The sequence below is a fragment of the Variovorax boronicumulans NBRC 103145 genome (assembly GCF_001591345.1).
In the GTDB taxonomy this organism is placed as follows: Bacteria; Pseudomonadota; Gammaproteobacteria; order Burkholderiales; family Burkholderiaceae_C; genus Variovorax; species Variovorax boronicumulans.
Genome location: NZ_BCUS01000003.1, coordinates 97,135 through 123,767, shown reverse-complemented (window position 1 = coordinate 123,767; position 26,633 = coordinate 97,135). Strand labels below are relative to the sequence as shown.

The window sequence follows — 26,633 nt, the reverse complement described above, 5'->3', positions numbered from 1 at the left end:
AAAAACTGGTGGGCATCACCTCCGGCGGCGCCTGGCTGGTCGAGCGCCTGCAAAAAGACCTGGGCCTGGCCGGTGCCCCCGGCGTGATTTCGTCGGCCATGCACCGCGACGACTTCGCGCGCCGCGGCCTCTCGGCCAGCGCGCAGACCGCGCTGCCCTTCGACGTGAACGGTGCCGACGTGCTGCTGCTCGACGACGTGCTCTACACGGGCCGCACCATCCGCGCCGTGCTCAACGAGCTGTTCGACTTCGGCCGCCCCGCCTGCGTGCGCCTCGCCGTGCTGGTCGACCGTGGTGGCCGCGAACTGCCCGTCGCCGCCGACTTCGCGGCAACGACGCTCAAGCTGCCCGACACCCAACTGCTCGCTCTCGCACGCGCCGACGACGGCGCCTTCAGCCTCAAGGTGGAGGACAACAAGTAATGCTCTACAAGCGAAACCCGCAGCTCAACAAGAACGGCGAGCTGATCCACCTGCTGTCGATCGAGGGCCTGCCCAAGGACATCGTCACGCACATCCTCGACACGGCCGCCAACTTCACGAGCGTGAGCGACCGCGAGGTGAAGAAGGTGCCGTTGCTGCGCGGCAAGAGCGTGTTCAACCTGTTCTTCGAGAACAGCACGCGCACGCGCACCACCTTCGAGATCGCGGCCAAGCGCCTGAGCGCCGACGTCATCAATCTCGACATCGCGCGCTCCTCAGCCACCAAGGGCGAGTCGCTGCTGGACACCATCGCCAACCTGAGCGCCATGGCCGCCGACCTGTTCGTGGTGCGCCACAGCGAGTCGGGCGCGCCCTACCTGATCGCGCAGCACGTCGCACCGCACGTGCACGTGGTGAACGCCGGCGACGGCCGCCACGCGCACCCGACGCAGGGGCTGCTCGACATGTACACGATCCGCCACTACAAGAAAGACTTCTCGAACCTCACGGTCGCGATCGTCGGCGACGTGCTGCACTCGCGCGTGGCGCGTTCGGACATTCATGCACTCACCACGCTCGGCTGCGCCGAAGTGCGCGTGGTCGGCCCGAAGACGCTGGTGCCCGCCGACATGGCCGGCATGGGCGTGCGCGTGTGCCACACGCTCGAAGAAGGCATCAAGGACTGCGACGTCGTCATCATGCTGCGCCTGCAGAACGAGCGCATGAGCGGCGCGCTGCTGCCCTCGTCGCAGGAGTTCTTCAAGACCTTCGGCCTCACGCAGGAAAAGCTGCAGCTGGCCAAGCCCGACGCCATCGTGATGCACCCGGGCCCGATCAACCGCGGCGTGGAGATCGACTCCGCCGTGGTCGATGGCAAGCAGAGCGTGATCCTTCCGCAGGTCACCTTCGGCATCGCGGTCCGCATGGCCGTGATGAGCATCGTGGCAGGTAACGAAGCATGAACATCCTCATCACCAACGGCCGCGTCATCGACCCCGCCTCGGGCACCGACAAGCCCACCGACATCGCCATCGCCGACGGCAAGATCGCCGGCATCGGGCGCGCACCGGCCGGCTTCAAGCCCGAGCGCACCCTCGACGCCACGGGCTGCATCGTCACCCCCGGCCTCGTCGACCTCGCCGCGCGCCTGCGCGAGCCGGGCTACGAGCATGAAGGCATGCTCGAAAGCGAAATGGCCGCGGCCATCGCGGGCGGCGTGACCAGCCTCGTGTGTCCGCCCGACACCGATCCCGTGCTCGACGAGCCCGGCCTGGTCGAGATGCTCAAGTTCCGCGCCGAAAAACTGCAGTGCGCGCGCCTGTTCCCGCTCGGCGCGCTCACGCGCAACCTCGCCGGCGGCGTGCTCACCGAGATGGCCGAGCTCACCGAGGCCGGCTGCATCGGCTTCGGCCAGGCCGACGTGCCGCTGGCCGACACGCAGGTGCTGCAGCGCGCGCTGTCGTACGCCAGCACCTTCGGCTACACCGTGTGGCTGCGTCCGCAGGACCGCGACCTCGGCAAGGGCGTCGCGGCCAGCGGCGCGCTCGCCACGCGGCTGGGCCTGGGCGGCGTGCCGGTGGCGGCCGAGACGATCGCCATCTTCACCATCATCGAGCTCATGAAGAGCACCGGCGCGCGCGTGCACCTGTGCCGCATCTCCAGCGCCCGCGGCGTGGCACTGGTGCGCGAGGCCAAGGCGCAGGGCCTGCCGATCACCTGCGACGTCAGCATCAACTCGCTGCACCTGGCCGACACCGACATCGGCTTCTTCGACAGCCGCGCGCGCCTGAACCCGCCGCTGCGCCAGCAGGGCGACCGCGACGCGCTCTCGGCCGCGCTGGCCGACGGCACCATCGACGCGCTGGTGTCCGACCACACGCCGGTCGAGGCCGACGCCAAGACGCTGCCTTTTGCCGAAGCCGAACCCGGCGCCACCGGACTCGAACTGCTGCTGCCGCTCGCGCTGCAGTGGGGCGAGCGCAGCGGCGCGGGCCTGTCGCGCGCCATCGAGGTGGTCACCTCGGCGCCGGCGCGCCTGCTGAACGCGGCCGACGCGGCCAGCGGCATCGGCCGCATCGCCGAGGGCGGCGTGGCCGACCTGTGCATCGCCGATCCGTCGCTCGAATGGCAGGTGGTGCCCGAGGCGCTGCGCAGCCAGGGCAAGCACACGCCGTTCTCCAGCTACCCGATGCAAGGGCGCGCGCGCCACACGCTGGTGGCCGGTCGCGTCGTGCACGGCTGAGCGACAGCCGCCCGCCACACGGCACGCCGTCAAAAAAAAGAAGAGGGCCCGCGTCCAGATGCTGCACTCGTTGAAGGCCGGCTGGCGCCTGCTGCATGCGGCCTCGCATGCGCTGTCGGGCTGGTGGACGATCCGCTTCACCTTCCCCCGCCTGCCGCAGGACGAGCGCAACGCGCGCGTGCAGGCCTGGTCGCAGCGCATGCTGCAGATCATGGGCGTCACGCTGCGCGTGCAGGGCGAGCCGCCCGCGCACGGGCCGGCGCTGCTCATCTGCAACCACCTGTCGTGGCTCGACATCACCGCCATCCATGCGGCGCGCCATGTGCGCTTCGTGTCGAAGTCGGACGTCAAGCAGTGGCCGGTGATCGGCACGCTCTCCACGGGCTCGGGCACGCTCTACATCGAGCGCGAGCGCCGGCGCGACGCCATGCGCGTGGTGCACCACATGACCGAGGCGCTGCGCGGCGGCGACCTGATCGGCGTGTTCCCCGAAGGCACCACGAGCGACGGGCGCGGGCTGCTGCCGTTCCACGCCAACCTGCTGCAGGCCGCGATTTCCTCGGGCGCGCCGGTGATCCCGGCCGCGCTGCGCTTTGCCGATGCCGCCACCGGCGAAACCAGCCAGGCGCCGCGCTACATCGACGACGACAACCTGCTGGCCTCGGTGTGGAACACGCTGCGCGCGCCGCCGCTCTTGGCCATCGTGCGTTTCGGCGAGCCGCAGCCTTCGTACAGCCGCGAACGCCGCAGCTGGGCCCATTCGCTGCATGAAGACGTGCAGCAGCTGCGCCGCGATACCCACTGAGCGGCACTGATCGGATCGATCCGCAAAAAAAAAGCGCCCCGGGAGGGGCGCTGTAACGACGCAAGAAGCGCCGTGAGGAGGAAGCGGGATCGTTCGTCGTGACTCGTGGCCGGTCAGAGAATGCCGAACACCTTCAGCCCGATGATCACGATCAGCGGGACGCCGCAGAGCCAAAGGATGATGCTTTTCATGACCAGTCTCCGTGAGGTAGGTAGGCCTCTACGGTGGCCGCGTCTGCGGCCCGCGCGTGCGGGATAAGGCAAACCAAGCGCGTGAGCGCCTGCCTACACGGCACGGGCCGGCGGTTCAGCCCGCTTCGTCGGTGGGCACGAAGCCCAGGCGGCGCGAGATTTCGAGTGCGCAGGCCTTCAGCGGCGCGGCCACGCGGCCGTTCCAGTCGCTGTCGAAGGTGGCCTCGGGGCCCATGGCCGTGATGCCCAGCACCAGGTTGTTGGTCGAGTCGAACACCGGCGCGCAGAAGGCGTCGATGCCCGGAATCGGCTGGCCCAGCGTGCGCGAGATGCCGTGCAACCGCGTCTCGACCAGGAGCGCCTCGATCTGCGACTTCGACAGCTCTTCGCTGGCGCCGCGCCCGTCGGCCGGACGCGTGCGCGCCAGGTCTTCGAGCATCATCTTTTCCACCACCTTCGGTGGCAGGTAGGCCGCGAACAGCCGGCCCGTGGCCGTGTAGGCCAGCGACATCACGGTGCCGGTGCGCAGGTTCACGTGCAGCGGATGGATCGGTTCTTCCAGCCGCACCACGGTCGGCCCAAAGTTGCCCCAGACGGCGACCGCGATGCTCTGCTCGGTCTCGGACGCGAGCGCTTCGATGAGGGGCGAGGCTTCCTTGATCGGGTCGAGCCGCTGCAGCTTGGCCAGGCCCAGCTGCAGGGCCAGCGGGCCCAGCTCGTAGCGGCCGGTGCCGTCCTGCACCACGAAGCCGACCTTCAGAAAACTCACCAGGTAGGGGTGCGCCTTGCCGACCGGCACGCCGGCGGCCTTGCCGAGATCGCGCAGCGCCATGGGCGCCACGTGCCGGCCGAGCGCGACCAGCAATTGCGTTCCGATTTCGACGGATTGAATGCCACGTCTTGGCTTTTCCATGGGGCGCCCGGCGTGGGGGTTGAGAGTGGGAGCGAGTATAGCCATCAGGGTTTCTACTGATATTGTCGTGTTCAATCGACGATGACTGATCATCTGATAGTAACTAAACGACTTGACCATATCAACATCGCTGCCTACACTCCGCCGCAACTTAAGTCGTACACACAACACGAGAGCGAACAGAGGCAGAGATGGAACAGAACACGTGGGAATGCGATGTCCTCGTCGTCGGCAGCGGCGCGTCTGGCATGGCCACCGCCGTCACGGCGGCGTCGCAGGGTTTGAAGGTGCTGGTGGTCGAGAAAGAGCCGCGCTTCGGTGGCACCACCGCGCGCTCGGGCGGCTGGCTGTGGATTCCGGGCACGCGCCTGGCCACGGAGCAGGGCATCCATGAGCCGCCCGGCGCGGCGCTCGACTACATGAAGCACGAGACCACGACGCACTTCGACGCGGCGCGCGTGGGCGCCTTCCTCGACATGGGCCCCAAGGCGATCGACTTCTTCACGCGCAACACCTGCGTGCAGTTCGACATGCCGGCCGTCTTCCCCGACTACCACGCCGAAGCGCCCGGCGGCCAGCCCGGCGGGCGTTCGATGGTCACGCGCCCGTTCGACGGCCGCGAGCTCGGTGCGCGCATCAAGCACCTGGCGCCGCCGCTGCCCGAGCTCACGGTGTTCGGGATGATGTTGGGCTCGGGCCCCGAGATCAAACACTTCATGCGGGCCTTCAAGTCGCCGACCTCGTTCTGGTACGTGACCAAGCGCCTGACCCGGCACTTCCTGGACGTGGTGCGCCACGGCCGCGGCATGACGCTGACCAACGGCAACGCGCTGGCCGGCCGCCTGGCCAAGGCCGCGATGGACCTGGACATTCCCGTGTGGCTCTCGTCGCCCGTGAAGAAGCTCGTGGTCGAGTACGACGGCGTCTCGGGCGCCGTGGTGCAGCACGAAGGCAAGTCGGTGCGCATCACCGCCAAACGTGGCGTGGTGCTGGCCTGCGGCGGCTTCCCCTACGACGTGGAGCGCCGCAAGCAACTGTTCCCGCACGCACCCACTGGCAAGGAGCACTACTCGCCGTCGCCTTCCACGAACACCGGCGACGGCCTGCGCCTGGCCGAAGCCGTGGGCGGCCGCGTCGACGGCACCATCCCGCACGCCGCGGCGTGGGTGCCGGCCTCGGTCACCACGCGCCCCGACGGCAGCAAGGGCGTCATGCCGCACTTCATCGACCGCGCCAAGCCCGGCGTGATCGCGGTCACGCCCAAGGGCAAGCGCTTCGCCAACGAAGGCAACTCGTACCACGATTTCGTGCAGGCGATGGTCAAGGCCTGCGAGGGCGAGCCCGAGGTCACGGCCTGGCTGCTGTGCGACCACAAGGCACTGCGCGACTACGGCCTGGGCTGCGTCGCGCCCGCGCCGCTGCCCATCGGCCGCCACCTGAAGACCGGCTACCTCAAGCGCGGCGCGAGCATCGGCGAGCTGGCCAAGGAAATCGGCATCGCCCCCGCCGCGCTCGAAGCCACCGTGCAGGAGTTCAACCAGGGCGCGCGCACCGGCGACGACCCCGCCTTCGGCAAGGGCAGCAAGGCCTACAACCGCTACCAGGGCGACGCCAACGTCACGCCGAACCCCTGCGTCGCGCCGCTGGAAAACGGCCCGTACTACGCCATCAAGCTGGTCATCGGCGACATCGGCACTTTCGCCGGCCTCGTCACCGACGAGAAGACCCGCGTGCTCGACGCCGACCGCCAGCCGATCAAGGGCCTGTACGCCGTCGGCAACGACGCGGCCAGCGTGATGGGCGGCAACTACCCCGGCGCGGGCATCACGCTCGGCCCGGCGCTCACCTTCGGCTACGTCGCGGGGCTGCAGGTCGCGCAGGCCGAAGTGGCTGTGCCCCTGCACGTCGAACAGCGCGAAGCCGTGGCCGTGCCGCGCGGCGCTTGATCCCCGTTCCGATAGTCAACCCAAGGAGCCGACCATGCCCTTTCCTCCTCACGTCGCACCGCGCCTGCTCGAAGGCCGCCTCGCGCTGATCACCGGCGCCGGCCAGGGCAACGGCCGTGCGCTCGCACTCGGCCTGGCCCAGGCGGGCGCGCGCGTCGTCGTCACCGACATGAACGAAGCCACCGTGGCCGAGACCGCACAACTGGTGCGCGCCGAAGGCGGCGAGGCCTGGTCGTTCGTGCTCGACGTCACCGCGCCCGAGGCCTGCCAGGCACTGGCGGCGCGCGTGGCGCAGGAGGTCGGCCACGTCGACCTGCTGGTGAACAACGCCGGCATCATCATCCGCGAGACCACCAGCAGCCCGAACGCCGCGGCCAACTGGAAGAAGACCATCGACGTGAACGTGCACGGCACCTTCAACACCACGCTGGCCTTCATCCCCGTGCTCAAGCAGACGAAGGGCTCGATCATCAACATCGCCTCCATCGCTGCCTATGCAGGGCAGGCCGCGAGCCTGGGCTACTCGCCCTCGAAGGGCGCCATCAAGATGCTCACGCAGTCGCTGGCGCAGGAGCTCGCGCCGGCCGGCGTGCGCGTGAACGCACTGGCCCCCGGCGTGATCGAGACGCCCATGACCGCCGCCACGCGCGAGAACCCGCAGCGCCTCGAGTCGTTCATGACGCGCATCCCGCTGGGCCGCGTCGGTCAGACCGAAGACCTGGTGGGCCCGGTGATCTTCCTGGCCAGCGACATGTCCCGCTACGTCACCGGCATCACGCTGCCGGTGGACGGCGGCTTCCTCGCCGTCTGAGCCACGCCTCTTCCTTTTCGATTTCCCGTTCCCCGTCCGTCAACCCTTAGGAGACAAAGAATGAAAACGATCCGTCTGTACAAGACCCTGCTCGCGACCGCCGCCTTCGCTGCGTTCTCGGCAGGCGCGTATGCGCAAGACATCAAGCTCGGCTACAACGGCGACCTCTCGGCGTCGCCTTCGGCACAGAGCGGCCAGGCCGCGGTGCTGGGCATGGAAGCGGCCATTGCCGACCTGAACGCCGCCGGCGGCGCGCTCGGACGGAAGTTCACGCTGGTCACGCGCGACGACGTCTCGGCGCCGCCGAAGTCGATCCAGAACATGAGCGACCTGGTCGACAACGAGAAGGTCGTCGCCGTGTTCGGCCCCACCAACTCGGGCAACGCCATGGCCTGGAAGCACATCGCCAACCAGAAGAAGATTCCGGTGCTGGGCAACGTGGGCTCGGGCACTGACATCACCAAGCCGATGAGCGCCGGTGCCGACAACTACATGTTCCGCGTCTCGATGGTCGACCGCGAACAGGTCGCCGCGCTCATGGCCTACGTGAAGCGCAACACGGCCGGCTCCAAGGTCGTGGGCCTCATGGCCGAGACCACCGGCTACGGCCAGGGCGGCCTGAAGGACATGGAAGAAATCGCCAAGCTGCAGGACATCAAGATCGCGGCCACCGAGCGCTTCGGCGTCGGCGACACCGACATGACCTCGCAGCTGTCCAAGATGAAGGCCGCCAACGTCGACACCGTGGTGGTGTGGGCGCAGGGCACGCCGATCGCGCAGTTGGTGCGCAGCATGGAGAAGATCAACTACTTCCCGCTGACGCTCACCTCGTGGGCGGCCGACAACATCACCTTCTACGACGCGGCCGGCAAGGCGCTGGCCGAGAAGCCGATCTTCATGCGCACCGTGAGCGAGACGCGCACGCCCGTGCAGCAGAAGCTGTTCGACCGCATCGGAAGCAAGCTGAAGGCACCGGGTTCGTTCTCGTTCGCGCTGCACGGCTACGACTCGGTGCTGCTGCTGGCCCAGGCCATGAAGCAGGCCAACAGCACTGACGGCGCCGCTGTGCGTGCTGCGCTCGAAGACCTGAAGACGCCGGTGCAGGGCGTGCTCAAGACCTACGAGAAGCCTTTCAGCAAGACCAACCACGAAGCCCTGACGGCCAAGGACCTGGTCTGGATCCGCTGGAAGGACGGCAAGCTGCTGCCCTACAGCGACGCGCTGATCGGCGCGCTCAAGCCGGCCGACTTCAAGCAATAAACGTCTGAGACAAAAGGAACGGGGCACCGCCTCGTTCCGCAACGGAGATACACACCATGGTTGAAGCGCTCCTGCAGGCGCTCATCAGCGGGCTCGCCGTCGGCGGTGCCTATGCGCTGGTGGCCCTCGGATTCAGCATCACGTTCACGACGACCAAGACGCTGAACTTCTCGCACGGCGAGTTCGTCTCGGCCGGCGCGTTCATCGGCATGAGCGCGCTGTTCCTCGTGCTGGGCAAGCCGCTCAGTTCCACCACCTTCGGCGACGCCGTGCCCGGCGCGGGCGCGCAGCTGTTTGCGCTGGTCGCCGCGCTCGGCGTGATGGGCCTCTTGGGCTGGCTGCTCTACGTGCTCGGCGTGCGCCCGTTCGCGGGCCGCCCGGGCATGGCCTGGGTCATGAGCACGCTGGGCTTCGGCGTCATCCTGCAGAGCGTGGGCCTGGCGATCTGGGGCCCGAAGCCCGTGGTGGTGCCCGCGCCCGTGGGCGACACCGTGATCCGCATGTTCGGCGTGGGAGTGCGCCCGCAGGAACTGCTGACGCTCGGCGTGGCCGTGGTCGTGATGATCGGCTTCGACCGCGTGATGAACCGCACCATGATCGGCAAGGCCATGCGCGCCGTGGCGCAGAACGGCAACGTCGCCAGCCTCATGGGCATCAACACCAACGCCATGATGATCGGCGCCTTCGTCGTCAGCTCGGCGCTGGCCGGGCTGTCGGGCTTTCTGCTTGCGCCCATCGCGCAGGCCTCGCTCTTCATGGGGCTGACCGTGGGGCTCAAGGGCTTCTCGGGCGCCATGATCGGCGGCCTGAGCAACCCGCGCGGCTGCGTCATCGGCGGCTTCCTGCTCGGCGTGCTCGAGTCGATGGTGAACCTCTGGCAGGCGCAGTGGCGCGAGGTCGCGGTGTTCGCGCTCGTGATCCTGGTGCTGGCCTTCCGGCCCACGGGCCTGTTCGGCCGCTCGACGGTGGAGAAGGTATGAAGCGCCTCGCCCATCCCGCCGCCGTGGTGCTGGTGGCGGCCGTGCTGTGCGGCCTCGTCTCGCTGTCCGGCAACGACTACTACCTGCGCATCGCCTTCATGATGTGCGTCTACTACCTGTGCGCCGCCGGCATGAACGTGCTGGTCGGCTATGCAGGACAGAAATCGCTGGGCCAGGCCGGCCTGTTCGCGGCCGGCGCCTACGCGGTCGCGCTCATCACCTCGCGCACCGAGCTGAGCCCGTGGCTCGCGCTGGTGATCGCGGCGGTGGTGTCCGGCGTGTGCGGTGTGCTCATCGCGCTGCCCTCGCTGCGCGTGAAGGGCCCGTACCTCGCGATGGTCACGCTGGCCTTCGGCATCGTGGTCGAGAAGCTCGTGGGCGAATGGACCGACGTGTTCGGCGGCGCGCAGGGCATCTACGGCATCCGCCCGCTGACCTGGAACGGCCAGCCGCTGAGCAGCGTGCAGTGGGTGATTTTGGGCATCGTGCTCAGCGCCGCGCTGCACCTGCTGCTGCGCAACCTGCTGCAGGGCCGCTTCGGCCGCGCGCTGCTGTCGCTGCAGGCGGACGAGATCGCCTCGTCGTCGGTGGGCGTGCGCGTGTACCGCGCCAAGGTCATGGCCTTCGTGGTCGCGGCCGTCACCTGCGGGATCGCGGGCGCGCTCGTGGCGCAGCAGAACCAGTACATCAACTCCGACTTCATCACCTTCCACCTGTCGATCTTCATCCTGCTGCTGGTGCTGTTTGGCGGCGCGGGCTCGATGTACGGCCCCATCGTGGGCGCGGTGCTGCTCACGGCGACCGACGCGCTGCTCGCGCGCTGGCCCTCGGCGCAGCACTTCCTGTACGGCTTCCTGCTGCTGTTCGCGCTGTACGTCATGCCGGGCGGCGTGGTGGGCCTGTTCAACAAGTGGTTCCTGAAGTCGCGCCACCGCGGCGAAGGGGCGGCCGGCAACGGCGTGCCGGGCCAGATCGGTCCCGGCGGCGAAGGCGAGCTGCTGGTGGTGCAGGGCGTGACCAAGTCGTACGGCGGCGTGAAGCCGGCGCAGGATGTGTCGTTCCGCCTGCAGCGCGGCCACATCCATGCGCTCATCGGCCCGAACGGCGCCGGCAAGAGCACCATGATCAACATGCTCACCGGCGTGGTCGAACCCGACGCGGGCGTGATCCGCTTCCTGGGCCGCAACATCGTGGGGCAGCCGGCGCACACCATCTGCTGCCTGGGCATGGGCCGCACCTTCCAGAACCTGCGCCTGTTCGCCGACCTCTCGGTGCTCGACAACGTGATGCTCGGACGGCACAGCCGCATGAGCAACGGCTTCCTGTCGTCGCTCGTGGCCTGGCCCACGGCCGGCAAGCAGGAGCGCGCCACGCGCGAGCGCGCGCTGCAACTGCTCGACCTCGTGGGCCTGGGTCACCTGGCGCACTGGCCCGCCGGCAGCCTGCCCTACGGCCTGCAGCGCCGCGTGGAACTGGCGCGCGCGCTGGCCACCGAGCCGCAGCTGCTGCTGCTCGACGAGCCCGCCGCCGGCCTCAACCCCCAGGAAACCGCCGAGCTCGGCGAATTGCTGGTGCGCATCGGCAAGTGCGGCGTTTCCATCCTTATGGTGGAGCACCACATGGACCTGGTGATGTCGATCTCCGACCACGTGATCGTGCTCGACTACGGCGTGAAGATCGCCGAGGGCAAGCCCGCCGAGGTGCAGTCGAATCCGCGCGTGGTCGAGGCCTACCTGGGCGTGGACGACGAAGAAGACATGGCCGCCGTGCCCGCCTGAGCCAGAGGACCGAAACCATCATGTTGAAAATCGAATCGGTGAAGGTCTCGTACGGCGCCATCGAGGCCGTCAAGGGCGTGAGCCTGGAAGTGCGCGCGGGCGAGGTCGTCACCATCATCGGCGCCAACGGCGCCGGCAAGAGCACGCTGCTCAAGAGCATCGTCGGGCTGGAGCCCGTGGCCGAAGGCCGCGTGCTCGTCGACGGCAAGGACTGCACGCACGTGCCCGCGCACCAGCGCGTGGGCCTGGGCGTGGCGCTGTCGCCCGAGGGGCGCGGCGTGTTCCCCGACCAGACCGTGCGCGAGAACCTGATGCTGGGCGCCTACTCGCGCCGCAACGACAAGGCCTTCGTGGAGCGCGCCATCGAGCGCGAGTTCGCGCGCTTCCCACGCTTGAAAGAACGCGCGCATCAACTGTCCGGCACGCTGTCGGGCGGCGAGCAGCAGATGCTCGCGATTGCGCGCGCGCTCATGAGCGAGCCGCGCCTGCTGCTGCTCGACGAGCCCTCGCTGGGCCTGGCGCCGCTCATCATCAAGGACATCTTCGATGCCATCCGCCAGCTGCGCAGCTCGGGTCTCACGATCCTGCTGGTGGAACAGATGGCGAAGCAGGCGCTGGGCGTGGCCGACCGCGCCTACGTGCTCGAAACCGGCTGCATCACGCTCGAAGGCTCCGGCCGCGAGCTGCTCGACAACCCCAAGGTGAAGTCCGCCTATCTCGGCACGCACTGACTTTTCCTCTCCTTCAAAGGACCATTCATGACCACCAAGAAATTCGCCAGCCAGGCCGACCTCGAAGAAAAGAAGGTCTCGTTCACCCGCCTCTCGGAGAACGCCTACGCCTACACCGCCGAGGGCGACCCCAACACCGGCGTCTTCATCGGCGACGAGGCCGTGATGGTGGTCGACACCCAGGCCACGCCCGCGATGGCGCAGGACGTGATCCGCCGCATCCGCGAAGTCACGCCGCTGCCCATCAAGTACGTGCTGCTGAGCCACTACCACGCGGTGCGCGTGCTGGGCGCGTCGGCGTACTTCAAGGAAGGCGCCGAACAGATCCTGGCCAGCCGCGACACCTACGACCTGATCGTCGAGCGCGGCGAGCAGGACAAGGCCAGCGAGATCGGCCGCTTCCCGCGCCTGTTCCGCAACGTCGAGTCGGTGCCCGCCGGCCTCACCTGGCCCACCATGACCTTCGACGGCACCATGAGCGTGTGGCTCGGCAAGAAGCTCGAGGTGAAGATCGCGCAGGTCGGCCGCGGCCACACCAAGGGCGACACCATCGCCTACCTCGAAGACCAGAAGATCTGCTTTGCCGGCGACCTCGTCGAATACCAGAGCACCGCCTACGCGGGCGACTGCTACTTCCGCGACTGGCCCACCACGCTGGACCGCCTGGCCGGCTTCGGCTTCGAGAAGCTGGTGCCCGGCCGTGGCGCCGCGCTGGAAAACGCCGCCGACGTGCGCAAGGCGATTGCCTCCACGCGCGCCTTCATCTCCGACGTCTACACGCTGGTGAACAACGGCGTGGCCGAAGGCAAGTCGCTCAACCTGATCTACAAGGAAACCGTGGCCGCGCTGCGCCCGACCTACGGCCACTGGGTGATCTTCGACCACTGCATGCCCTTCGACGTGACCCGTGCCTACGACGAAGCCACCGGCCACGTGCACCCGCGCATCTGGACGGCCGAGCGCGACATCGAAATGTGGAACGCGCTCGAGAGCTGAGGTGAACCAACCCGCGCCCTCGCACGGCGCCACGCCCGCGTCCGTGCAGGGCTGGATGCTGCTCGCGATGCTGGTGTGGGGCGTGAACGTCTCGGCCGTGAAGGCGCTCACCGCGTCCTTCGAGACGCTGCCGCTGGCGGCGCTGCGCATGGGCGTGGCGTGCATCGCGCTCAGCGCCATCGTGCTGTGGCGGCGCGGTGGCGTGCCCCGGCTCACGGCGCGGCAGCTCGCGGTGATGGCGGGCTGTGCGTTCCTCATGGTCTACGGCAACCAGATCCTGTTCGCGCAGGGGCTGCTGCGCTCCACCGCCACCAACGGCGCACTCATCATGGCGCTGAGCCCGCTGGTGTCGGCGCTGATGGCCGCGCTGGTCTTCGGCGAGCGCTTGACGGCGCGCCGCATGGTGGGCGTGGCGCTGGGCTTCGCGGGCGTGGCGGCGGTGGTGCTGAGCCACCCGGGTGCGGGGCTGTCGAGCGCCGGCATCGGCGACCTGATGCTCGCGCTGTCGGTGGTGAGCTTCGCGGTCGGCGGCGTGGGCGTGCAGCGGCTGGCGCGGCAGGTCGATCCGCTGTCGATCAGCTGGGTCATCTACCTCATCGGCACGTTCATGCTCGTGGTGCACACCCTGCTCGGGCCGTCGCGGCTCGGCGCGGCGCAGCTCTTTCCCGGCCTGTGGCCGTGGGCGCTCGTGCTGTTCTCGGGCAGCGCGGCCACTGCCGCGGGCAACCTCATCTGGAACCGTGCGATCTCCGTCATCGGCGTGGCGCGCACGGCCGTCTTTCTCTACTGGGTGCCGGTGTTCGGCGTGCTGTTCGCGGCGCTGCTGCTGGGCGAAGTGCTCACGTGGTGGCACCTGTTCGGCTTTGCCGCGGTGATGACCGGCACCTGGCTCGGCACGCGGCCGGTGGCTGCGCCGGCCCCTTGATTCCTTCACATGCCTGATTCATCTCTTCCCCTGCTGTTCCAGCCCGTGCAGCTGCGCGAGCTCACGCTGGCCAACCGCATCGTCATCTCGCCCATGTGCCAGCACGCCGCCGAGCGCGGCCATGCCACGCCGTGGCACCTGGTGCACCTGGGCAAGTTCGCGCTCGGCGGCGCGGGCCTGATCCTCACCGAGAGCACCGCCGTCGATCCGCGCGGGCGCATCGGCACCGCCGACCTCGGCCTGTGGAACGACAGCCAGATCGCACCGCTGAAGGCCGTGGTCGACTTCGTCCATGCGCAAGGCAGCGCCATCGGCGTGCAGCTGGCGCACGCGGGCCGCAAGGCCGGCAGCGAGCCGCTGTGGGAGGGCGGGGCGGCCATCGACCCGGCGCGCATGGCGGCCGATGAAGAACCCTGGGAGCGCCTGGCCCCCAGCGCGCTCGCGGCCGGCCCCGGCTGGTCGGCGCCGCGCGCACTCGATGCGGCGGACATGGCCGAGGTCGTGCAGTGTTTTGTCGATGCCACCGTGCGCGCCGACCAGGCCGGCTTCGACGTGGTCGAGCTGCACTTCGGCCACGGCTATCTGGTGGCGAGTTTCCTGTCGCCCAACGCCAACCACCGCGACGACGCGCTCGGCGGCAGCCGCGAGAACCGCATGTCGCTCGCACTGGAAATCGCGCAGCGCGTGCGCGCCGCATGGCCCGCCGGCAAGCCGCTGTTCTGCCGCCTCTCGGCCGTGGACGGCACGCTCGACGGCTGGAGTCTCGACGACTCGGTGGTGCTTGCGCGCGAGCTGAAGCGCTGCGGCGTCGACGTGATCGACTGCTCCTCGGGCGGCCTCACCGAAGAAACGCGCGCACTGCCCGTGCCGCGCGGCCTGGGCTTCCAGGTGCCGTTCTCGCAGCGCATCCGGCGCGAGGCCGGCGTGGTCACGCAGGCCGTCGGAATGATCGTCGACGCGCAACAGGCCGAGGCCGTGCTCGCCGCCGGGCAGGCCGACCTCGTCGCGCTCGGCCGCGAAGCCCTGTTCGACCCTTACTGGCCGCACCACGCGGCCGCCGCGCTCGGCGCCGATCCGCAGTACCAGCGCTGGCCCGTGCGCCACGGCGTGTGGCTCGCCAAGCGTGCGCCCGGCCTGGCGCGTGCGCGCGCCGAAGCGCAGAACGCGCAAGCCCACAAGGAGACCGACCGATGACCGACCCCACGACGACGACCCTGCGCATGGGTCTGATCCGCAAGCAGCCCGGCTGGACCGACGAGGCCTTCAGCCGCCACTGGCGCGAACGCCACGGCCCGCTCGTCGCGCGGCTGCCCACGCTGCGCGCCTACCGCCAGAACCGCGTGACCGACCGGCTGCAGCGCGGCATCGACTTCGCGCGCGGACCGTGGGACTTCGATGGTTTCTCGCAGCTGCAGTTCGACGCGGCGGCGCAGGCCGATGCGGCCTTCAACACCGGTGAGCTGGCGGCCCAGATCCGTGCCGACGAGCGGCACTTTCTGGGCGGGCTGCACATCGTGACGGTCGAGCAGACCGAGGTCATTGCACCGCCGTCGCCCGCATCGTCGGCGGGGCCGGCGATGCTCAAGCGCATCTCGACCCTGCGACGCCCGGTCGCGCAGTCGGAAGAAGATTTCCGCCGTGAATGGAAGGTGCACGCCGACCACGTGCGCCGCATGCCCGGCGTGGCCGGCTACCGCCAGAACGTGGTGGTCGCGCGCGAGTTCGAGAAGGGCACGCCCTGCGGCTACGCCGAGCTGCCGATCGACGGCATCGTGGAACTGTGGTTTGAGAACACCGACACGCTGAACGCCGCCTTCGCCTCGCCCGAAGGCCAGCGCACCATGGCGCACGCCAAGACCTTCCTGGCGGAGATCACGGCCTTTGTGGTGGAGGAGTTTCGGGTGGTGTGAAGGCCGACGCGAGCCCGTAGTGCACCGAGGTGCTCAGGGCCGGGATCACCGGGTGGTGCGAGACAGGGTGCGATGCGCGCGCGGGCACCGTGCCGATGGGCGCGATCTCGCGGGGCCGCTGCACCGGCGCAGCCTCCGCTTCGTCGCTGCGCCCGGGCGGCTCGGGCAGGAACACCCCACGCCGCAACGACCAGATGCAGGCGCCGAGGCGCAGCAGCTTTTCGACCTTCACGTCATGCGCCGGATCGTCCGGCGACTCCTGCGCGATCAGCTCGCCCAGCTGCTTGAGTGCGTCGGCGGGCGTCATGCCGCGCCCGATCCGTGCCACTTCCACCATGGCCGCCAAGGCCTCGGTCTTGTTCATCGCTTGCCCCCTGTTGCTTGTCTCTTGCTACGAAGGACAGCATGCCGTTACGCGGTGCATCCAAAAGTAGTCCGGCGCGCCGTCGGGTCGTCGATTGAAATCTCGTCGCTGCGCGGGGCGGGGCGTACGCGGGGTGCCGCTGCCTTAGCATCGCGCGGCACCACAAGACTAAGGGGAGCGCCGCACCATGTCACCCAGAGCGATTCGCCCGTACGCATTCGCCATTGCCGCCGCTGCATTGCTGAGCGCCTGTGAAACACCGTACCGTTTGCCGACCGAGCAGGAAAGCCGGGCACAGGTCACCGTCGAGTCGAAGGACGACGTGGTCATCAACAACCTCAATGCAGAGGGCTGCTACCGCGGGCGCACCGAACTCAAGGGTGCGATGTTCATCCGCGCGGGAGAAGAGGCGCTCATCGAGTACCACGGCCGTGCCGCGTGCCGGATTTCGTTTTCGTTCCTGCCCGAGGAAGGCAAGCGCTACCGGATCGTCGGCCAGTCGTTCCGAAACCTGCGCGAACGCTTCGAGGCGCGCCGCGAGATCGAGAGCAAGCAGGGCATCGCGTACGAAGCCTGCGGAGTGAACCTCTATCGGGAAGAGGAGAACGCGCAGCTCGTTCCGATGAAGCTGCAGCGGCGCGTCATCAGCGCACTGCCGACCTGCGCGAAGTTCATCACGCCGGAGGAGTGGCAGAAGATCCGGGTGCCGCCGCCGTTCAAGTAGGGGGTCGGCGAAGGCTTCGACTGGAAGGCAAACAAGAAACCGCAAGGCCATGGGGCGTGTGGGTTTCTGAATTTGTGTGGGATGCCGTGATCAAGGTGCGTTGTGCCCGAGAGGGGTCGAGCACGTCCCGTCAGATCACATGGATGCTGGGTTTCTTGACTTCTCGCTTGAGCAGTACCGGCGAATTCGATGCGCCCGACTTTGTGTGCATTCGACTCAACGGCCGATTGGTCCCGGGCCAGTGAATGTCCTTCAGCCTCAAGCTTTCATCACGATCGATTTGGCACCGGATTTCGCAATTGCTGGCGCTCAATCGCTCTCGACCATGCGATCAATTGCGCCAACTATGTTTGTGACAGTGGAGAGCAAGCTGTCGATCTCGGAGATAAAAAAATCAAGCTGCCGAACCATCTCGCGCTTGGCTTGGTTGATCTCTTTGCTAAGGCGTGGCAACGAATCTGTCGAATGCCTCAGCCCCAAGACGCTGTCCTTCGCAGCCGCAGCACTTTTGAGCATCGTGGTGATAGCAGTTCGTAGCTCTAGCAGTGCGGAATCTCCCGAGGTGAAATCTCCCCGCAGAACCAGCGCTTTGCTGAGTGCACCATATGCCTTTTCTCTCGCGTGAGATATGGCAGGCAGTTCTTTCGAGACTGTGTCTGAAAAGTTGTTCAGGTCATCGGCTGCCCGCTTGACCATCCGTCTGACGTTCTTTGCGTCGGTCGTGGACGTTGGAGCCATCTCCTTGCTTCGTAGTGTGATCTGTTCTCCGACGCGCACCATTGCTTCATTGATTACACCCATCGCAACGGTCATCTCTGCTTGGCGAGACTCATAGATTTCTATGTAATCCATGAACCCAAAGTCGTCTTCGTCGCTGACAAGGAATGCCTCTACAGCAGGCGTCGCGACATCTATGAGACGGATCCCACTCTCTCGCCGTTCTGTGGAAAACTTCTGGGCGATGGCGGCTAAATGCGACCGCAACGACGATTCGAACGAAGAAAGATCGTCGAAAGAAAAATACAAACCTCCTCTGGGAGCCAATGAGCCCTTGAAGATCTGGACGCTTTCAAGTTGCTTGATATCGATCTTTGAAGGCGCTATCGGAGCATCTTTGAAGTACAAGAGAATTTCCGGGGACCCGCCGGTTGCAACAAACCGCTTGTGCGCTCGCTCAAATTCCTCAACTGAACCGGACGATGCCCGCGGCGTCGCTGTGCCCAATCGGCCCCAGAAGATCCCGACGAAAACGTCATAGTCTTCGCCAATCTGTTCGTTGATTGCGGCTTGAGGGTCTGATGAAAATGCGGGGCGCACGGAGGTCTCCCACTTCACCAACTCGAACATGACGCCTAGGGTTTGACTCCAAGCTTGGTTCAATTCCCTCAACACGCTTTCCAGCAAGCTGCGCTCGGACCCTACGTCCGAGGGCGACGCCACGAAAACGCGCAGCACGATGGTCTGTCTTGGCATTTTTTTCCAGTTGCTAGGTGATGGCTTGGCTTGATTGCCGCGTGTCGGCCGACCATGGGTGCGTGCGACATTGGCGAGCTTACCCTTGGGGCCAAGGCTGTTGCCAAGCACCGCAATACGCACTTAGCTCACCGACGCGTAGCCTAGGTCTAGGAGGCCATCCGCGCTCGAAATTCTTGCAATACCGAGATCAGCGCAGCTTCTGCTCGGCACTGTGAGGAACGATCGGGCGCTGCTGGGGACCGTAGTGCCGCCGACTATCGGAAAACCGCGTTCAAACAGTGTCCTGTCGTCACATTTTTCTCCAAGCAGCGTGCTGCCTGGCAATAGTCCGAGCACATCTTGATCGCGTACAGCTCCTCTTTCTGATTCTGGCAATATTTGTCCGATGAGAGCGACGGCTTGCACGCATGACTTCTTACGTGCTCCGCTTTGGCGTCGTAGCGACGTTGCAGTTCGCCGGACTCGAAGCAAGTGCTAGCGGAGCAGTAGAAGGCCGTCTGACCGTCTTTGCGCTCGATCGTAATGGACCTTTTTTGCGCATGGGACGCCGATGCTGCGAGCAATAGCAGGCCGAGAAGCGCCGTCACAATCAGTTGAAATTTGCGCATCTTTCCTCCAGGGACGTTGGTTTCGGTGCGCAGAATCTAGCTTCGAGAACTACAAACCAAATACCGCATTTGTGGGAGCCCACGGAACCCGGTGGTCACAGTGCCTGAGTCAAGAAAAAGCCAGCGCGAAGGCGGGCAAGGGGGCCTCCAGGAGGCGGTTCAGATGAGGGCGCTAGACGAGGCCCAAGGGATTAATTGTTGACAAGAGTAATGCAAATTACTAATGTTCAACGATGCGCGAAGCCGCCGGCTGTTTCCTCCGACCGTATCGGGTGCAGAGATGACTCGCACGGATGTGGCGCTGCGTCTCTCCGAGTTGACTGACCTGGACCTGGCCAAGCTGCCGGACGATGCCGTTTCGCAAGTCTTGCAGATGATCGGTGAACTGAACCCGAGTAGTAGCTGCTATGAGTCCAACGTGGAAACTCTTCTGAGCTTGGGTGCTGCAATCTGGACGTCTAGTCGGCAGTAGGCTAGAAAAAGCCCTCAACAGGCGCGCAAGCATGGCGATTGCCTCGGCGTGGTACGGACGTTGAGGACTAAGGTGGTTTAGGCGTCCAGCTTCACCAAGGCGCTGATGTCTTTCGCGCCGGCAAGGTGCTTCGTTGCGGCAACCTGGGCCTGATGATCGGCGCGAATCCATGCGCCGGACTCTGCGTCTTCCCGGCTGGTCAGGATGCGACCGGCGATCACGATGGGGCTGGTGGGCTTCCACATGTCCTGGTACATCGTGCAGGTCAGGAGCCTGGCGATGCTGCAACTTCAAAGCTCGCGTTAGCGCCCGGCCCGGGCCGAATGCGACGCGGGCAGCCTGGGCGGGCGCATCAGCCTCACCCAAGACCAAAAGCTCGGACTTCCGCCCCCAACGATCCGTAAAGCCAATCGCGGTGGTACAGCAGACCACCACCGTTGCCCTTGCTCATCTTGAGTGCGGAGAGCCGATTCCCTGCGGCCGGATCGAGAAGGACAATGCCCTCTTCCTGCGAGAGCACAGCCACGGCGTTCCCGGTCATGGTCGGCCGTCCACGAATGCTGCCTTCGAAGGCAGCGAACCACCCGCTCTGGAGCGAGTGCTTGACCTTGAAGAAAGATCGTTCGCTCTGCAACGAAGCGCAACCAACGCGTCCGGAATCTGTGCTGAAGTAGATGCGATCGCCCGCGCTCAGCATCTGACCATCGATCGCCTCCTGATCCTCAAGGTCCAACCGTGCCAGCAGATCGCCCGACTGCAATGAATAGGCTCGCAGAGATCCCCTCGCACCGATAAGGACGGCCTGGTCTTGCACAATCGGCTGAAACAGCCACTCTGCGCTGTCGGCGGCCCAGAGCGAACGGCCGCTTGACGTCTCTACGCAATGCAGGCGAACCCCTGCGCCCTCTGCGAGCACCGTGGCATGGACGACGCGGCCGTTGTTCGTGGCAAGGCCATAGCTGTGCCCATGATTCTCGAAAGCCCAGGCGATCGAGCCCGTGCGCAGATCGAGGCACCACGTCTTCGACGCACCGCCACCCGTTTCCGCGACTGCGAGGCGATCGCCTGCGACGAGGCAGGGCTTGCCCATGTTGCGATCACCGCACCGGCAGTCCCAAAGTTTCTTTCCGTTGCTGTCGAAGGCGTGGACCGTTCCGGAGAAGCTGCTTACGTACACGGAGCCATCTTGTGCCAGCACAGGCTCATTGATCACATGGGGGATGGTGGTGCGCCAGCGCTCCTCACCGGTCATGCGCTCGAATGCAACGAGCGTGCTCTCGAAAAAATCCGCCTTGTCGTAGTGAAAGGCGACGAGCACCGTATCGGCAGAGGCGACAGGGGCTCTGGTGCCGATCTGGCGCTCTTTCGGCAACCGATATGACCAACTCAATTTCATGCGCACGTTCTCGCGAGTGCATTCAAGATGTCGCCTGCTCGCTTGGCAGCGTCGCTCTGGGCGGTGCTCCAGTATGCCCGAGGCCCAAGTCTGCCGAGGAGTAGAAGATGGCTCACGACGAGCGACTTCTATCGTCGAGGCCGAGAGGCGCCCCTGCACTGATTCGACCATGGTCGGCGCATATGTGCTCTGCGCGCCGCACTGCCGGGTTTCGAGCTTTGGAGCCCAAAGACAGCATGCGCCAGCCTGGCGATATGTCGAGGGTCATCATTGAGGGCGATGGGGTGGACGACGTTGCAGACCGTGGTGAACCAATCGCCGTCGAGCTTGCCGTTGCACTGATCGAGAAGCTCTTCTCGAAACTCGTGCCACCACGCGTCCTGATCGGTCAGGGGGTGGCCGGCGATCACGATAGGGCTGGCAGGCTTCCACATGGGCGGGGCGCGCATTACCGAGGCGCAGCATTGTTGAAGACTTTATCGAAAGTCACAAGTAGAGACATTCCCAGCATCGAAGGCCGCTGTCCCCCATAGCATGGGCCAACGAGGATGTTCAACTCCGGATCGAATTCCAGTTCCAGCGCCTTGAAGCGTTTGAAATTCTTGAGCACCAATCGCCGTATTGTCCCCACGCCCTTTTCTCCTATTCGGTATCGAACTAAGTCGGCAATGCTTGCGATGCCGCCTTGCTTGGCACGCTATCGGATCTACACAGCCCAGGATGGTACCCGCGATGAATTCCGACGATGTTCGCCAACGGCTTGGCGACGCTGCAGCGAATGCTTAGCCAGTTGCGGTTTCCAGAGCGGCCATCCATGCGGAAAGCGTGACGGACCGCAACCGCTGCGAGAGGGACTGGGTCAAAGTTTCGCCTCGGTCGGTCGATTCACTCAGTGGCCGTTGCTGTCTCGCTAGAAGGAAGTGAGAGTCGTCGCAGCAGCCGCAAACCCGAGAGATGAGGTGTCCATATAGCCTCCAAGTATTGAAGAAAACGATGCTGTGTGGTAATTGTCGACCCCCTCAACTTCAAGGGGTGTGGCGATTGACTTGAAGGCCAAATTGCCACGTAAGAACTTATCCTGGGGGAGACCAAGCGGTGCCACAAGAAAAGAAAGTCAACCATCTCAGCATCTTCCTCATCAAGCAGCAATTCACGGCCAATCACGAAGTCATAAAGCTCGAGGCCTGCGACGCGCCTACTGAGGTTGCCATCGCGGGCCACGGAGCCGGACTGCTTTTCGTCAGGAAGAATCCCCCGTCGCCGCCGAAATGGTCTGCGCTGTTCAAGGAGTTCATCAACCCCAAGGATCTAGCCGTCGAGGGCGTCGCTGCTGCCTTTTTCATCAAGATCAATGAACGTTGTTTTGTCCTTGCCTTCGGTCAGGGCGGACGCTTTCTTCTGAGGGATGATGTGATCGAAGAGCGATTCGGACTTCTTTGTGCTCTCAATGCCGTTGACCCGAAGACGTTCCGCTGCGTCGATGTTCAATCGCTGAATGCCATTGAAAGCCACATGCGTATCCAGTCCGGTCAGGAGACGACGCCGGATCAGTTCGGCCTGAGTGTTGAGCAGGACATGCTGAAGGCCATCGTCGGCGCGCCCAAGAATTCAATCCTCGGCAACCGCATGGCAGGCAGCGACGCGCTGGCTGTCTCGGTCAGGTTGGATCTTTCCGACCTACCGTTTCTGCTCGATCAGTACCGGCAACTTTTCGAAGCCGAACTGAACGCAGAAGACTATCAATGGGTCAACAACATCTCGACCACTAAGAGTGCGGCGGTCATAAGCGCCCTTGAGAACGCCCTCGAAGCAAGAATGGCCGCGGGCCAATTCGATGGCATCTGGCTGTCGATTCCGGAAATCATCGAATGGACGATGGTCAAAGGGTTCATGTATTCACCGTACGGCGGTGGCATTCTTCACCCTGACATCAATATGGAAGGGTTTCGCGATACCGTCGATGGACCGATCACTCTTGAAGTACTGCGCGCGCGCCATGTTCATTGCGCCGACGCGGACCACATGAAGGTTTTCAAGTCGTGGCCAGTGTTCAAGTGCCTCTATGCGGAGATCGAACTCGACGGTGTCACACATGTGCTAAACGACGGCAAGTGGTTCAGCATCGCCAAGGATTTCGTCGAACGAACGAGCCAAGACTATGCGGCGATCCCGCTGTCGAGCGTCAAGCTCCCCGAGTACCAGGGTGGCGGAGAAGGGGTATACAACGCACAGGTGGCTGCGCTCGAGCCGGCGATCTACGACCTGCTCGATGACAAGAAGAAAGTCATGCACGGCGGCGGCCATGGACAGGTCGAGATCTGCGATCTTTTCTCGTCCAAGCGCGAACTGATCCACGTGAAGATGTACGGCAAGTCCAGCGTCTTGAGCCACCTGTTCGCTCAAGGCTTTGTCTCCGGTCAACTCATTCAAATCGACCCTAAATTTCGTGAGAAAGTCCGAGCACAGCTTGCACCGACCCACCGCGAACTGCTGAAGATCGAGCCGAAGCCGGAACATGAGTCGTTCACAATCACTTATGCCGTTATCAGCGATGCGCCTGGCGCTGATCTGCATTTACCCTTTTTCTCCAAGGTCAATCTTGTCAATACGCGCAAGGTGCTTCTGGGCTTTGGATACAAGGTCGAACTTCTAAAGATCGCCGTGAACGACGTATACGCGAAGACCGTCACGATCCCTCCGAAAAAGGGAAAGAAAAAGGCGTAGCGCGTTCATGCTCTATCGACATCCACGACGTTGCGTCAGGACCTGGACAGCATCGTTTGGCAACGATGAATGCCGGGAGAGCGCCAAGTCGCCGTCATTCTCATTTACCTTGCCTAAGGACGGCTTACGCTGCATGGCTGTCCTTCGTGTACGCCCCCTCCAATCTGACGGTCGAGTGCGCCGTATGGTGGATCATTGAGGCGACGGAAGAGTCGCGATCAACACTGGCCCCAGCGTTCCGCCGCAGGGGCCAGTGGATTCAAAAATCCGGCCGGCGGTGGCCGCGCCCGGTGCCGAACGAACAGCCTAGACACCATGCCGTCGCCCTCGCTCTAGCTCGGACGACAGCCTTGTAGGCATCGCGTGTTGCGCGATGTACGAACGCGCTCATCGGATCATCGGCGCGTTGAGCGGCTCACGCAACGAAAGCGCCAGGCCTTGCCAGGGCTGGCTACTTTTTCAGGAGTGCGCCGAAGCGCTCGATGCTTCGGGTGACGATGGCCTGCGCGCCCGGCGACCAGCGGCCCATGTCGAAGAAGCCGTGAATCATGCCTGGCCCCTCGATCAGTTCGGCCTGGTTGCCTGCGGCGCGCAGCGCCTGGGCGTAGGCCGCACCCTGGTCGCGCAGTGGGTCGAATTCGGCGGTCACGATCACGGCGGGTGGCAGGCCGGCCAGGTTGGCGGCTTGCAGCGGGGCCAGGCGCGGGTCCAAAGTGTTCGCGTAGCCGCCCGCGTAGTGGTTGTAGAACCAGGCCATGGTGTCCGCTTCCAGGAAGTAGCCCCTGGCGTTCTGCTCGGCGCTAGGGTACGCAGCTGCCACGTGGTCTACCGCAGGGTAGATCAGAAACTGCGCCGCCAGCGGTGTGCCCGCGTCGCGCAACTGCTGTGCCACCGCGGCGGAGAAGTTGCCGCCCGCGCTGTCGCCAGCCACGGCCACGATGCCATTGCCGCCCAGTTCGCGCGCATTCGCCACGATCCATTTCGCGGCGGCCACCGCATCTTCGATTCCGGCGGGGAAGGGGTGCTCGGGCGCAAGGCGGTAGTCCACCGACACCACCGCAGCCTGCGCAACGCGACAGATCTCGCGGCACATGTTGTCGTGCGTGTCCAGGTTGCCGATGACGTAGCCGCCGCCGTGGAAGTACACCACAGTGGGGAACGGGCCCGCGCCTTCGGGCTGATAGATGCGCGCGGGGACCCAGCCGGCCGCGCCGGGCACGGTGGTGTTCTGCACGCTGCCCACCGGCACGCGCTGCTCGGGGGTGAGCGAGCCTGCGGTCAGGGCCAGGTAGCCGCTGCGGCCTTCCTCGGGGGTGCCTTCGGCGACCGGCTTGGCACCGGAGCCAGCCATCATCTGAAGGACGCCGGCAAGATGAGGATCGAGAGGCATGGTCGAAGTCTCCTGGAGTTGTGAATGAGGAAGGGTTCAGCGATAGGCCAGTGCCGTGTCCAGCGGGGAGGCGGCGGGCAGAGTGATGCGCTCTTCGGCGTGCTCCATGCCGTGCTTCCATGGATGGCGGTCGCCCTGGCCGTACATGGCGCCCAGCGAGCGCACGACGTAGCCCGCGTTGAAGTTGTCGGCCTCGATCCAGGATAGGCGCTGCATCCCGACGTCGGCGCTGGGCACGGTGGGCTGCACCACGCTGTGGCCCTGTTCGCGCATGTGGGTGACCAGGCGGCACACCCAGTCGCACACCAGGTCGGAGCGCAGCGTCCAACTGGAGCGGAAGTAGCCCTGCGTGTAGGCCATGTTGGGCATGCCCTCGATCATCATGCCCCGGTAGGTGACGCGCTCGTGCATGTCCACCGGCGCGTTGTCCACGCTGAACGGAATGCCGCCGAACAGCTGCATGTTGAAACCCGTGGCGGTGACGATGATGTCTGCATCCAGGCGCTCGCCACTGACGAGCTGGATGCCCCGGGTGTCGAAGCGCTCGATGGTGTCCGTCACCACCGAGGCCTTGCCGTCGCGGATGGCGTGGAACAGGTCGCCGTCGGGCACGTTGGCGATGCGCTGCTGCCAGGGGCGGTAGCGGGGGTTGAAGTGCTTGTCGACGTCGAAGCCCTCGGGCAGTCGCGCGCGGGTTTCGCCGATGAGGTAGGCGCGCAGGTCTTCGGGGTGCGAGAAGGCCAGGCGCACCACCTCGTCGGTCTTGGCGATGAAGGCACGGCGCATGATTTCGTGGAACCACTCGTCAGGCAGATTGAGCGGGCGCAACTGGGCCTCCAGCGGATGCTCCCAGGGCTCGGCCGCGAAGAAGGTGGGCGAGCGCTGCAGCATGGTTACGTGCGCCGCGGCGTCCGCCAGGCTGGGGATCAGCGTGGCGGCCGTGGCGCCGGAGCCGATGACTACCACGCGCTTGTCTGCATAGGAAAGGTCCTGTGGCCAGTGCTGCGGATGTACCACCTGGCCCTCGAAGTCTTTCAGCGTGGGCCACTCGGGCGTGTAGCCCTGGCCGTGGTCGTAGTAGCCAGCGCAGATCCAGAGGAAGCCGGTGGTGAAAGTCAGCACCTCGTCCGATCCGGTGCGGGAGACTTCCAGTGTCCAACGCTTGTCCTCGGACGACCAGCGGGCTGCCTGCACCGTGTGGCCGTAGCGGATCAGCGGCGCCAGGCTGTTTTCGTCAATCACTTCGGCCAGGTAGTCTCGAATCTCGTCGGCCGTGGCAATGGCGCGGCCGCGCCAGGGCTTGAAGCTGTAGCCGTAGGTGAACAAGTCGCTGTCCGAGCGCGCGCCGGGGTAGCGGTGTGTCCACCAGGTGCCGCCAAAGCCATCCATGGCTTCGAGCAGGGCGAAGCTGCTGTCCGCGAAGCGCTGGCGCAGGTGACAGGCCGCGCCGATGCCGGAAATGCCGGCGCCGATGATGAGGAAGTCGAAGTGCTCTGCCATGGGGGCTGTCTCCTGTGGTTATCTCCGGGAGATGCTAGGTTCAACCCTCTGGCGAAACTTGTGTTTGCG

At 65.5% G+C, this 26,633-nt stretch carries 24 protein-coding genes; 16 read left to right on the top strand and 8 right to left on the bottom strand.

Annotated features, from left to right (window positions below):
- From pyrR to VBO01S_RS02070, 4 genes are all read left to right on the top strand, one after another.
- Positions 1 to 422, top strand: a 422-nt coding sequence (pyrR, locus tag VBO01S_RS02085; RefSeq protein ID WP_062469748.1) for a bifunctional pyr operon transcriptional regulator/uracil phosphoribosyltransferase PyrR, incomplete at its 5' end; no start/stop codon positions are given.
- On the top strand, positions 422 to 1,384 hold the full coding sequence (locus VBO01S_RS02080) for an aspartate carbamoyltransferase catalytic subunit (RefSeq protein WP_056577783.1): 963 nt from the start codon (positions 422 to 424) through the stop codon (positions 1,382 to 1,384). The genes pyrR and VBO01S_RS02080, both read left to right, overlap by 1 nt.
- Positions 1,381 to 2,664, top strand: coding sequence for a dihydroorotase (locus VBO01S_RS02075; protein WP_062469744.1), 1,284 nt, complete (start codon positions 1,381 to 1,383; stop codon positions 2,662 to 2,664). Before VBO01S_RS02080 ends, VBO01S_RS02075 begins: the two co-directional genes overlap by 4 nt.
- Before the next feature lie 58 nt (positions 2,665 to 2,722).
- Positions 2,723 to 3,469, top strand: a complete 747-nt coding sequence (locus tag VBO01S_RS02070; RefSeq protein WP_062469741.1) for a lysophospholipid acyltransferase family protein — start codon at positions 2,723 to 2,725, stop codon at positions 3,467 to 3,469.
- Positions 3,470 to 3,775: 306 nt separating this feature from the next.
- On the opposite strand, the gene VBO01S_RS02065 is transcribed toward VBO01S_RS02070, so the two are convergent.
- Positions 3,776 to 4,573 (bottom strand): IclR family transcriptional regulator, encoded by a 798-nt coding sequence (locus tag VBO01S_RS02065; protein ID WP_062469738.1) that lies wholly within the window; start codon positions 4,571 to 4,573, stop codon positions 3,776 to 3,778.
- 191 nt (positions 4,574 to 4,764) lie between these two features.
- Between VBO01S_RS02065 and VBO01S_RS02060 the strand changes: the two genes are divergently transcribed.
- From VBO01S_RS02060 to VBO01S_RS02015, 10 genes are read left to right on the top strand one after another with little or no spacing between them, the layout of a single operon-like run.
- On the top strand, positions 4,765 to 6,519 hold the full coding sequence (locus VBO01S_RS02060) for an FAD-dependent oxidoreductase (RefSeq protein WP_062469735.1): 1,755 nt from the start codon (positions 4,765 to 4,767) through the stop codon (positions 6,517 to 6,519).
- A 34-nt stretch (positions 6,520 to 6,553) separates the two neighbouring features.
- A complete protein-coding gene (locus tag VBO01S_RS02055; RefSeq protein ID WP_062469731.1) occupies positions 6,554 to 7,330 on the top strand; it encodes an SDR family NAD(P)-dependent oxidoreductase in 777 nt (258 codons plus the stop codon).
- Positions 7,331 to 7,390: 60 nt separating this feature from the next.
- Positions 7,391 to 8,590: an ABC transporter substrate-binding protein gene (locus VBO01S_RS02050; RefSeq protein WP_062469728.1), complete on the top strand. Its 1,200-nt coding sequence runs from the start codon at positions 7,391 to 7,393 to the stop codon at positions 8,588 to 8,590.
- 56 nt (positions 8,591 to 8,646) lie between these two features.
- Entirely contained in the window at positions 8,647 to 9,570 is a 924-nt protein-coding gene (locus VBO01S_RS02045) for a branched-chain amino acid ABC transporter permease (protein ID WP_062469725.1), read from the top strand.
- Positions 9,567 to 11,348: a branched-chain amino acid ABC transporter ATP-binding protein/permease gene (locus VBO01S_RS02040; RefSeq protein WP_062469722.1), complete on the top strand. Its 1,782-nt coding sequence runs from the start codon at positions 9,567 to 9,569 to the stop codon at positions 11,346 to 11,348. Before VBO01S_RS02045 ends, VBO01S_RS02040 begins: the two co-directional genes overlap by 4 nt.
- A 20-nt stretch (positions 11,349 to 11,368) precedes the next feature.
- Positions 11,369 to 12,079 carry an ABC transporter ATP-binding protein gene (locus tag VBO01S_RS02035; RefSeq protein ID WP_062469719.1) on the top strand — a complete coding sequence of 237 codons (711 nt, stop codon included), beginning with the start codon at positions 11,369 to 11,371 and terminating at the stop codon, positions 12,077 to 12,079.
- A gap of 27 nt (positions 12,080 to 12,106) precedes the next feature.
- On the top strand, positions 12,107 to 13,075 hold the full coding sequence (locus VBO01S_RS02030; protein WP_062469716.1) for an MBL fold metallo-hydrolase: 969 nt from the start codon (positions 12,107 to 12,109) through the stop codon (positions 13,073 to 13,075).
- A 1-nt stretch (position 13,076) separates the two neighbouring features.
- A complete protein-coding gene (locus VBO01S_RS02025; RefSeq protein ID WP_255221031.1) occupies positions 13,077 to 14,000 on the top strand; it encodes a DMT family transporter in 924 nt (307 codons plus the stop codon).
- A 9-nt stretch (positions 14,001 to 14,009) separates the two neighbouring features.
- Entirely contained in the window at positions 14,010 to 15,194 is a 1,185-nt protein-coding gene (locus tag VBO01S_RS02020; RefSeq protein WP_062469714.1) for an NADH:flavin oxidoreductase/NADH oxidase, read from the top strand.
- Positions 15,191 to 15,910: an EthD domain-containing protein gene (locus VBO01S_RS02015; protein WP_062469706.1), complete on the top strand. Its 720-nt coding sequence runs from the start codon at positions 15,191 to 15,193 to the stop codon at positions 15,908 to 15,910. The genes VBO01S_RS02020 and VBO01S_RS02015 overlap by 4 nt, the downstream gene beginning before the upstream one ends.
- On the opposite strand, the gene VBO01S_RS33010 is transcribed toward VBO01S_RS02015, so the two are convergent.
- Positions 15,873 to 16,274: a hypothetical protein gene (locus VBO01S_RS33010; protein ID WP_174543619.1), complete on the bottom strand. Its 402-nt coding sequence runs from the start codon at positions 16,272 to 16,274 to the stop codon at positions 15,873 to 15,875. The genes VBO01S_RS02015 and VBO01S_RS33010 overlap by 38 nt on opposite strands.
- Positions 16,275 to 16,542: 268 nt before the next feature.
- On the opposite strand from VBO01S_RS33010, the gene VBO01S_RS02005 reads away from it, so the two are divergent.
- The gene (locus VBO01S_RS02005; protein WP_062469705.1) at positions 16,543 to 16,998 is read left to right on the top strand and encodes a hypothetical protein; all 456 of its coding nucleotides are present in this window, start codon (positions 16,543 to 16,545) and stop codon (positions 16,996 to 16,998) included.
- A 309-nt stretch (positions 16,999 to 17,307) separates the two neighbouring features.
- Here VBO01S_RS02005 and VBO01S_RS02000 read toward each other — a convergent pair whose 3' ends face one another.
- The 4 genes from VBO01S_RS02000 to VBO01S_RS01985 form a co-directional block, all read right to left on the bottom strand.
- The gene (locus tag VBO01S_RS02000; protein WP_169805018.1) at positions 17,308 to 18,594 is read right to left on the bottom strand and encodes a hypothetical protein; all 1,287 of its coding nucleotides are present in this window, start codon (positions 18,592 to 18,594) and stop codon (positions 17,308 to 17,310) included.
- 134 nt (positions 18,595 to 18,728) lie between these two features.
- Positions 18,729 to 19,082 carry a hypothetical protein gene (locus VBO01S_RS32195; RefSeq protein WP_139704773.1) on the bottom strand — a complete coding sequence of 118 codons (354 nt, stop codon included), beginning with the start codon at positions 19,080 to 19,082 and terminating at the stop codon, positions 18,729 to 18,731.
- A 549-nt stretch (positions 19,083 to 19,631) separates the two neighbouring features.
- On the bottom strand, positions 19,632 to 19,799 hold the full coding sequence (locus VBO01S_RS01990) for a P-loop NTPase family protein (protein ID WP_185993671.1): 168 nt from the start codon (positions 19,797 to 19,799) through the stop codon (positions 19,632 to 19,634).
- A 113-nt stretch (positions 19,800 to 19,912) separates the two neighbouring features.
- Positions 19,913 to 20,950, bottom strand: a complete 1,038-nt coding sequence (locus VBO01S_RS01985) for an outer membrane protein assembly factor BamB family protein (RefSeq protein ID WP_169805017.1) — start codon at positions 20,948 to 20,950, stop codon at positions 19,913 to 19,915.
- A gap of 1,095 nt (positions 20,951 to 22,045) precedes the next feature.
- On the opposite strand from VBO01S_RS01985, the gene VBO01S_RS01980 reads away from it, so the two are divergent.
- Positions 22,046 to 23,674, top strand: a complete 1,629-nt coding sequence (locus tag VBO01S_RS01980; RefSeq protein WP_062469687.1) for a TIGR04141 family sporadically distributed protein — start codon at positions 22,046 to 22,048, stop codon at positions 23,672 to 23,674.
- Positions 23,675 to 24,125: 451 nt separating this feature from the next.
- On the opposite strand, the gene lipP1 is transcribed toward VBO01S_RS01980, so the two are convergent.
- Together lipP1 and VBO01S_RS01970 are read right to left on the bottom strand one after the other, a co-directional pair.
- Positions 24,126 to 25,064 carry a LipP1 family hormone-sensitive lipase gene (gene lipP1 / locus VBO01S_RS01975; protein WP_062469685.1) on the bottom strand — a complete coding sequence of 313 codons (939 nt, stop codon included), beginning with the start codon at positions 25,062 to 25,064 and terminating at the stop codon, positions 24,126 to 24,128.
- A 36-nt stretch (positions 25,065 to 25,100) separates the two neighbouring features.
- Positions 25,101 to 26,564, bottom strand: coding sequence for a flavin-containing monooxygenase (locus VBO01S_RS01970; protein ID WP_062469682.1), 1,464 nt, complete (start codon positions 26,562 to 26,564; stop codon positions 25,101 to 25,103).
- Positions 26,565 to 26,633: the final 69 nt, after the last annotated feature.

What these genes read in the sequence shown, in the direction of transcription:
- VBO01S_RS02070 (WP_062469741.1), top strand. Translation starts at nt 2,723, where the DNA reads ATGCTGCACTCGTTGAAGGCCGGCTGGCGCCTGCTGCATGCGGCCTCG.
- VBO01S_RS02080 (WP_056577783.1), top strand. Translation starts at nt 422, where the DNA reads ATGCTCTACAAGCGAAACCCGCAGCTCAACAAGAACGGCGAGCTGATC.
- VBO01S_RS02040 (WP_062469722.1), top strand. Translation starts at nt 9,567, where the DNA reads ATGAAGCGCCTCGCCCATCCCGCCGCCGTGGTGCTGGTGGCGGCCGTG.
- VBO01S_RS02035 (WP_062469719.1), top strand. Translation starts at nt 11,369, where the DNA reads ATGTTGAAAATCGAATCGGTGAAGGTCTCGTACGGCGCCATCGAGGCC.
- VBO01S_RS02045 (WP_062469725.1), top strand. Translation starts at nt 8,647, where the DNA reads ATGGTTGAAGCGCTCCTGCAGGCGCTCATCAGCGGGCTCGCCGTCGGC.
- VBO01S_RS33010 (WP_174543619.1), bottom strand. Translation starts at nt 16,274, where the DNA reads ATGAACAAGACCGAGGCCTTGGCGGCCATGGTGGAAGTGGCACGGATC.
- VBO01S_RS02075 (WP_062469744.1), top strand. Translation starts at nt 1,381, where the DNA reads ATGAACATCCTCATCACCAACGGCCGCGTCATCGACCCCGCCTCGGGC.
- VBO01S_RS02030 (WP_062469716.1), top strand. Translation starts at nt 12,107, where the DNA reads ATGACCACCAAGAAATTCGCCAGCCAGGCCGACCTCGAAGAAAAGAAG.
- VBO01S_RS02050 (WP_062469728.1), top strand. Translation starts at nt 7,391, where the DNA reads ATGAAAACGATCCGTCTGTACAAGACCCTGCTCGCGACCGCCGCCTTC.
- lipP1 (WP_062469685.1), bottom strand. Translation starts at nt 25,064, where the DNA reads ATGCCTCTCGATCCTCATCTTGCCGGCGTCCTTCAGATGATGGCTGGC.
- VBO01S_RS02065 (WP_062469738.1), bottom strand. Translation starts at nt 4,573, where the DNA reads ATGGAAAAGCCAAGACGTGGCATTCAATCCGTCGAAATCGGAACGCAA.
- VBO01S_RS32195 (WP_139704773.1), bottom strand. Translation starts at nt 19,082, where the DNA reads ATGCGCAAATTTCAACTGATTGTGACGGCGCTTCTCGGCCTGCTATTG.
- VBO01S_RS01970 (WP_062469682.1), bottom strand. Translation starts at nt 26,564, where the DNA reads ATGGCAGAGCACTTCGACTTCCTCATCATCGGCGCCGGCATTTCCGGC.
- VBO01S_RS02015 (WP_062469706.1), top strand. Translation starts at nt 15,191, where the DNA reads ATGACCGACCCCACGACGACGACCCTGCGCATGGGTCTGATCCGCAAG.
- VBO01S_RS02020 (WP_062469714.1), top strand. Translation starts at nt 14,010, where the DNA reads ATGCCTGATTCATCTCTTCCCCTGCTGTTCCAGCCCGTGCAGCTGCGC.
- VBO01S_RS02060 (WP_062469735.1), top strand. Translation starts at nt 4,765, where the DNA reads ATGGAACAGAACACGTGGGAATGCGATGTCCTCGTCGTCGGCAGCGGC.
- VBO01S_RS01985 (WP_169805017.1), bottom strand. Translation starts at nt 20,950, where the DNA reads ATGAAATTGAGTTGGTCATATCGGTTGCCGAAAGAGCGCCAGATCGGC.
- VBO01S_RS01990 (WP_185993671.1), bottom strand. Translation starts at nt 19,799, where the DNA reads ATGTGGAAGCCCACCAGCCCCATCGTGATCGCCGGTCGCATCCTGACC.
- VBO01S_RS02055 (WP_062469731.1), top strand. Translation starts at nt 6,554, where the DNA reads ATGCCCTTTCCTCCTCACGTCGCACCGCGCCTGCTCGAAGGCCGCCTC.